Genomic DNA, 7,357 nt, shown 5'->3' on the forward strand with positions numbered 1-7,357 from the left:
CCAGCGTTTCAAACAAGCATTTGAGTTCAAAGGGCAGGGCAGGCCGGCAACGCTGGCCCCCGCCCGCCGATACTGGAGAAAGAAAGCATGAGCAACTGGTTAGTCGACAAACTGATCCCTTCGATCATGCGTTCCGAGGTGAAGAAGAGCTCGGTGCCTGAAGGCCTGTGGCACAAGTGCCCGGCCTGTGAGGCCGTGCTGTATCGTCCGGAGCTGGAAAAAACCCTCGACGTCTGCCCCAAGTGCAACCACCACATGCGCATTGGCGCCCGTGCACGCATTGATATTTTCCTCGACGCCGAAGGCCGCGCCGAACTGGGCGCCGATCTGGAGCCGGTTGACCGCCTTAAATTCCGTGACGGCAAGAAGTACAAGGACCGCCTGACCGGGGCCCAGAAGCAGACCGGTGAAAAAGACGCACTGATTTCCATGAGCGGCACCCTGATGGGCATGCCGATCGTGGTCAGCGCCTTCGAATTCTCGTTCATGGGCGGTTCAATGGGCGCTGTAGTAGGCGAGCGTTTCGTGCGGGCAGCCAACTATGCCCTGGAGCACCGCTGCCCGATGGTCTGCTTCTCGGCATCGGGCGGTGCCCGCATGCAGGAGGCACTTATCTCGCTGATGCAGATGGCCAAGACTTCGGCGGTACTGGCCCGTCTTCGCGAAGAAGGCATCCCGTTCATCTCGGTGCTGACGGACCCGGTGTATGGCGGTGTGTCGGCCAGCCTGGCGATGCTGGGTGATGTCATTGTTGGCGAGCCAAAAGCGCTGATCGGCTTCGCCGGCCCTCGTGTGATCGAGCAGACCGTGCGCGAGAAACTGCCAGAAGGCTTCCAGCGCAGCGAGTTCCTGCTGGAGCATGGTGCAATCGACTTGATCATCTCCCGCGGCGACCTGCGCCCACGCCTCGCCCGTCTGCTGGCGCAGATGACCGGCCAGGCCACCCCTGAACAAGCGCTTGAGGCGGCTGCTGTCGCGTGATGAAACAACGATCCCTGGGCGAATGGCTCGCCTATCTCGAGCAGTTGCACCCGTCGGCCATCGACATGGGCCTGGAACGCTCGCAGGCGGTCTTTGCCCGCTTGGCGCTGGGCAAGCTGGCACCCCGGGTGGTGACGGTAACCGGCACCAACGGCAAGGGGTCAACCTGCGCCTTTGTCGCATCGCTGCTGCGTGCCCAGGGGCTGAAGGTAGGGGTATACAGTTCGCCGCACCTGCTCCGTTACAACGAGCGGGTCGTCATCGACGCCCGTGAAGCCAGCGACGCGCAGTTGTGTGAAGCGTTCGCGGCTGTGGAGGCGGCGCGGGGCGACACCTCCCTGACTTACTTTGAAATGGGCACCCTGGCCGCGTTCTGGTTGTTCCACCAGTCGCAACTGGATGCCGTGGTGCTCGAAGTCGGCCTGGGCGGGCGCCTGGATACGGTCAACGTGGTGGATGCAGACCTTGCGCTGGTGACCAGTATCGGCGTTGACCATGTTGATTACCTGGGGGATACCCGCGAGTTGGTGGCCTTTGAAAAGGCCGGCATCTTCCGCGCTGGCAAGCCGGCCGTGTGTGGTGATCTCGATCCCCCACAGCCGTTGCTGGACAAGGCCGCCGAGTTGGGCGCGGCGCTGCTGCTGCGCGGTCGGGACTTCGACCTGGACTGCGCAGAGGAGGGCTGGCGCTGGCGCGGCACCACTGCTGAGGGTGCACAGGTAGCATTGGATGGCTTGCCGCTGCTCGACTTGCCCATGGAGAACGCGGCGCTTGCCTTGCAGGCCTACCTGCTGACAGGTCTGCCTTGGGATGGCGCGATGATCCGCCAGGCGCTGCTCGATACACGCATTACCGGGCGGCTCGACCGTCGCACATTCAGTTGGCAGGGTAGGCAGGTGGAGTTGCTGCTGGATGTCGGGCATAACCCGCATGCCGCCCAGTACCTCGCCCGTCGCCTGGCAGCCCGGCCCCTGGCCGGGCGCCGCCTGGCGGTGTTCGGGCTGCTTGCCGACAAGGACCTGGAGGGCGTTGTGGCGCCTCTGCACGGGCTGGTAGACGGCTGGGCGGTTGCCCCGCTCGCTACCCCGCGTAGCAGGCCAGCTGCAGAGTTGGCTGCGGCATTGACGAACCTCGGCGCAGCCGTGCAGTCCTATGCCAGTGTCGACGCTGCCCTCGAGGGGCAGTGCGCAGAGGCCCAGGCAGGTGATCAGGTACTGCTGTTCGGTTCGTTTTTCTGTGTTGCCCAGGCGTTGGAATGGCTGGAGCAACGCGCCCAGGAGGGTGGAATAGATGGCAGTGCTGGATAAAGGAATGAAGCAGCGCATGATCGGGGCGCTGGTGCTGGTGGCGCTGGCAGTGATTTTTTTACCGATGCTGTTTTCCCGCGAAGACGAGTTGCGCCAGGTCCATGTGGAGGCTCCACAGGCGCCGGCCATGCCGTCGCAGCCAGAGGTAAAGGTCGACCCTGTATCGGTGCCAGAGCCCCAGCCCGTTCCGGAGGAGGCGCAGCAGGCACCCGTGGTGGTCGATGAGTCCACGGCGCCTGCCAGTGCGCCGCGTCAGCCCATCACGCCTTCTGTGCAGGCACCGGCGCAAGCTTCAGTGCCTGCCACTGCAAAGCCTGAGCCCAAGGCGCCCGCTTCGGCAGCGCCAGCCGCCACGGCTTCCAAACCGGTGCCAGGGGCTGCGCCCTCCAAGATCGACGTGAACGGGTTGCCGGTCAGTTGGTCCATCCAGTTGGCGAGCCTGTCCAACCGCGCAGGGGCGGAGAAGCTTCAGCAGACCTTGCGCAGCCAGGGGTATAACGCCTATATCCGCGCAGCGGGTGGGCTGAACCGTGTGTTCGTTGGCCCGTTGATCGAGCGTGCCGAGGCCGAGCGTACCCGCGACGTCATAAACCGTCAGAACAGCCTCAAGGGCATTGTGGTGCGGTTCCAGCCTGAGCGTGGTTGATTTGCTTCAAGCTGTGCGGGTAGGGCCGCTTTGCGGCCCATCACGAGCTGCGCTCCCTCCTGCCGAGGTGGGCGGAATCGTCCGACATTCCGCTTAACCCCGGCTCGCCGCTCTGGTAAAATGCGCCGCCTCAAACGTCTGCAGGCAGCGCCGTGGCATTTACCCTGGTTGATTGGGCGATCATTGCGATCATCGCCGTCTCCACACTGATCAGTCTCAAGCGCGGCTTTGTCAAGGAAGCCCTGTCCCTGCTCATATGGATCGTTGCCGGTGCGGTCGCCTGGATGTTCGGCGGATCGCTGGCGGTGTATCTTGAAAGCTATATCCAGACGCCGTCGATGCGCGTCATCGCCGGCTGCGGCATACTTTTCGTGGCTACCCTGCTGGTCGGGGCAATGCTCAATTTCCTGGTCGGCGAGCTGATTCGTGTTACCGGGCTGTCGGGTACGGACCGTTTTCTGGGCATGGCCTTCGGCGCTGCCCGTGGGGCTTTGCTGGTAGTGGTGGCCATCGGGCTGCTGAGCCTGGGCCCGGTGCAACAAGACACCTGGTGGCAGGAGTCACGCCTGATACCACAGTTTTTGCTGGTCGCTGATTGGTCGAAAAACCTGATTCTGGGTTTCACCAGCCAGTGGATGTCCAGTGCCGGGGTCAGCACACCCGCTGACCTTCCGTTCAAGGAACAGCTGCTCGGGCCAGCCAGGCCTTGAGGGCTTTTCACTCAAGTTTCGTCAAAGTAGGGGTTGCGTCGCATGTGTGGCATCGTCGGTATCGTCGGTAAGTCGAACGTCAATCAGGCGCTGTATGACGCGCTTACGGTCCTCCAGCACCGCGGCCAGGACGCTGCCGGTATCGTGACCAGCCATGACGGCCGGTTGTTCCTGCGCAAGGATAATGGCCTGGTGCGCGATGTGTTCCAGCAGCGCCACATGCAGCGCCTGGTGGGCACCATCGGCATCGGCCACGTGCGCTACCCCACTGCGGGCAGCTCGACTTCGGCCGAAGCCCAGCCGTTCTACGTCAACTCGCCGTACGGCATCACCCTGGCCCACAACGGCAACCTCACCAACGTCGAGCAGTTGGCCAAGGAGATTTACGAGTCCGACCTGCGCCACGTCAACACCAATTCCGATTCGGAAGTGCTGCTCAACGTGTTCGCCCATGAGCTCGCAGTGCGTGGCAAGCTGCAGCCTACCGAAGAAGATGTATTCGCGGCCGTGTCCCATGTGCACAGCCGCTGCGTGGGCGGCTATGCCGTGGTGGCGATGATCACCGGTTACGGCATCGTCGGCTTCCGCGACCCTAACGGCATTCGCCCGGTGGTGTTCGGCCAGCGCCACACCGACGAAGGCGTCGAGTACATGATCGCCTCCGAAAGCGTGGCCTTGGACGTGCTTGGCTTTACCCTCATCCGCGACCTGGCACCGGGTGAAGCGGTTTACATCACCGAAGATGGCCGCCTGTACACCAAGCAGTGCGCCGAGGCGCCAAAGCTGCAGCCTTGCATCTTCGAACACGTGTACCTGGCCCGCCCGGATTCCATCATGGACGGTGTATCGGTGTACAAGGCGCGCCTGCGCATGGGTGAAAAACTCGCGGAAAAAATCCAGCGCGAGCGCCCTGAACATGACATCGACGTGGTCATCCCGATCCCTGACACCAGCCGCACTGCCGCCCTGGAGCTGGCCAAGCACCTGGGCGTGAAGTTCCGTGAAGGCTTCGTCAAGAACCGTTACATCGGCCGTACCTTCATCATGCCCGGCCAGGCGGCGCGCAAGAAATCGGTACGCCAGAAACTCAACGCCATCGAGCTGGAATTCCGCGGCAAGAACGTCATGCTGGTCGATGACTCGATCGTACGCGGTACTACCTGCAAGCAGATCATCCAGATGGCGCGCGAAGCCGGTGCCAAGAATGTGTACTTCTGCTCTGCAGCGCCTGCTGTTCGCTACCCCAACGTCTACGGCATCGACATGCCGAGCGCTCACGAACTGATTGCCCACAACCGTACCACCGAGCAGGTGGCCGAGTTGATCGGCGCCGATTGGCTGATCTATCAGGACCTTCCGGACCTGATCGATTCGGTCGGTGGCGGCAAGATCAAGATCGAGCATTTCGATTGCGCGGTGTTCAACGGTGAGTATGTCACCGGCGATATCGACGAAGCCTACCTTGACCGCATCGAGCAGGCCCGTAACGACCTGGCCAAGGTCAAGACCCAGGCTGTCAGCGCAATCATCGACCTCTACAACAACTGATTTCAGGGAGCGATGGCATGACCGATCAATGGGATGCCGGGCGACTGGACAGCGATCTGGAGGGTGTCGGTTTCGACACCCTGGCGGTGCGCGCCGGTCAAAACCGTTCACCGGAGGCTGAGCACAGCGAAGCGCTGTTCCTCACCTCCAGCTACGTGTTCCGCACGGCGGCCGACGCTGCCGCACGGTTCGCTGGCGAGACGCCGGGCAATGTCTATTCGCGCTATACCAACCCGTCGGTGCGTGCCTTCGAGGAACGGCTAGCGGCCATGGAGGGCGCCGAGCAGGCCGTGGCAACTTCTACCGGCATGGCCTCTATCCTGGCCGTGGTGATGTCGCTGTGCAGCGCCGGTGATCACGTGCTGGTGTCGCAAAGCGTATTCGGCTCCACCATCAGCCTGTTCGAGAAGTACTTCAAACGCTTTGGCTTGCAGGTGGACTACGTGCCACTGGTGGACCTTTCCGGTTGGGACGCGGCCATCAAGGCCAATACCAAGCTGTTGATCGTTGAATCCCCTTCAAACCCCTTGGCTGAACTGGTCGACATCGCTGCCCTCAGTGAGATCGCCCACGCCAAAGGCGCCATGCTGGTGGTGGACAACTGCTTCAGTACACCGGCATTGCAGCAGCCATTGAAGCTAGGTGCCGACATCGTGTTCCATTCGGCCACCAAATTCATCGATGGCCAGGGCCGTTGCATGGGCGGGGCGGTGGCCGGCCGTGCCGAGCAGATGAAGGAAGTGGTGGGTTTCCTGCGCACTGCAGGCCCGACACTGAGCCCGTTCAACGCCTGGATCTTCACCAAGGGGTTGGAGACCTTGCGCCTGCGCATGCGCGCGCACTGTGGAAGCGCTCAGGCGTTGGCCGAGTGGCTGGAGCAGCAGGACGGCATCGAGAAGGTGCACTACGCTGGCCTGCCAAGCCACCCGCAACATGAACTGGCCAAACGCCAGATGAGCGGCTTCGGTGCGGTGGTCAGCTTCGAGGTCAAGGGTGGCAAGGAAGGCGCCTGGCGCTTTATCGATGCCACCCGGGTGGTTTCCATTACCACCAACCTGGGCGATAGCAAAACCACCATCGCCCACCCGGCTACCACCTCCCACGGGCGTTTGACGCCGCAGGAGCGTGAGGCGGCGGGCATCCGTGACAGCCTGATCCGGGTTGCGGTGGGCCTGGAAGACGTGGCCGACCTGCAGGCTGACCTGGCGCGTGGGCTGGCGGTGTTGTAATGGAAATCAGCGGTGCTCCACCCGGCCATAATGGCCGTGTTGCCCTGGTTACCGGTGCCGCTCGCGGCATCGGCCTGGGTATTGCCGCCTGGTTGATCTGCGAAGGTTGGCAGGTGGTGCTCAGCGACCTGGACCGGCCACGGGGCGCCAAGGTGGCCAAGGCACTGGGGGACAACGCCTGGTTCATCACGATGGATGTGGCAGACGAAGCTCAGGTGAGCGCCGGGGTGTCCCAGGTCCTGGGGCAATTTGGCCGTCTGGATGCGCTGGTGTGCAACGCGGCTATTGCCAACCCGCACAACCAGACCCTGGAAAGCCTCAGCCTGGCCCAATGGAACCGGGTACTGGCGGTGAACCTGAGCGGCGCCATGCTGTTGGCCAAGCACTGTGCGCCGTACCTGCGCGCGCACAATGGGGCAATCGTCAACCTGGCGTCGACCAGGGCCAGGCAGTCCGAGCCCGACACCGAGGCTTACGCCGCAAGCAAAGGCGGCCTGGTTGCGCTTACCCATGCCCTGGCTATCAGCCTGGGCCCGGAAATACGCGTCAATGCCGTAAGCCCCGGCTGGATTGACGCCCGCGATCCCTCCCAGCGCCGCGCCGAGCCACTCACCGAGGCAGACCACGCCCAACACCCGTCCGGCAGGGTAGGGGCGGTCGAGGATGTGGCCGCGCTGGTGGCCTGGCTGCTGTCACGCCAGGCGGCGTTCGTCACCGGGCAGGAGTTCGTGGTTGACGGCGGCATGACCCGCAAGATGATTTACGCCTAGTGGGGTTGGCAGCTTTCATTCTTGAGAAAAAAACCAATGGGGCTATTGACTTAGGTTCATCACCTGCGTAAATTTCGCGGCCTCAGCGAAGCAAACGCAACAGGCAACATCGCGAGGGTGATTAGCTCAGCCGGGAGAGCATCTGCCTTACAAGCAGAGGGTCGGC

Annotated in this window: 7 protein-coding genes; all 7 read left to right on the forward strand. The window is 62.9% G+C overall.

The window, feature by feature from the left end; genetic code table 11:
* Window positions 1-87 precede the first annotated feature (87 nt).
* A complete protein-coding gene (gene accD, locus IAE38_RS21140; protein WP_028632371.1) occupies window positions 88-981 on the forward strand; it encodes an acetyl-CoA carboxylase, carboxyltransferase subunit beta in 894 nt (297 codons plus the stop codon).
* A complete protein-coding gene (gene folC, locus IAE38_RS21145; protein ID WP_201219138.1) occupies window positions 981-2,288 on the forward strand; it encodes a bifunctional tetrahydrofolate synthase/dihydrofolate synthase in 1,308 nt (435 codons plus the stop codon). The genes accD and folC overlap by 1 nt, the downstream gene beginning before the upstream one ends.
* Entirely contained in the window at window positions 2,272-2,934 is a 663-nt protein-coding gene (locus IAE38_RS21150) for an SPOR domain-containing protein (protein WP_201165107.1), read from the forward strand. The genes folC and IAE38_RS21150 overlap by 17 nt, the downstream gene beginning before the upstream one ends.
* Window positions 2,935-3,086: 152 nt before the next feature.
* Complete coding sequence (locus IAE38_RS21155; RefSeq protein WP_028632374.1) at window positions 3,087-3,644, forward strand: CvpA family protein; 558 nt, start codon at window positions 3,087-3,089, stop codon at window positions 3,642-3,644.
* A 42-nt stretch (window positions 3,645-3,686) separates the two neighbouring features.
* On the forward strand, window positions 3,687-5,192 hold the full coding sequence (gene purF / locus IAE38_RS21160) for an amidophosphoribosyltransferase (RefSeq protein WP_028632375.1): 1,506 nt from the start codon (window positions 3,687-3,689) through the stop codon (window positions 5,190-5,192).
* Between the two features lie 17 nt (window positions 5,193-5,209).
* The gene (locus IAE38_RS21165) at window positions 5,210-6,421 is read left to right on the forward strand and encodes an O-succinylhomoserine sulfhydrylase (protein ID WP_201219140.1); all 1,212 of its coding nucleotides are present in this window, start codon (window positions 5,210-5,212) and stop codon (window positions 6,419-6,421) included.
* On the forward strand, window positions 6,421-7,191 hold the full coding sequence (locus tag IAE38_RS21170; protein WP_060483612.1) for an SDR family oxidoreductase: 771 nt from the start codon (window positions 6,421-6,423) through the stop codon (window positions 7,189-7,191). Before IAE38_RS21165 ends, IAE38_RS21170 begins: the two co-directional genes overlap by 1 nt.
* Window positions 7,192-7,357 lie beyond the last annotated feature (166 nt).

The sequence above is a fragment of the Pseudomonas sp. S32 genome (assembly GCF_016648095.1).
Taxonomy (GTDB): Bacteria; Pseudomonadota; Gammaproteobacteria; order Pseudomonadales; family Pseudomonadaceae; genus Aquipseudomonas; species Aquipseudomonas parafulva.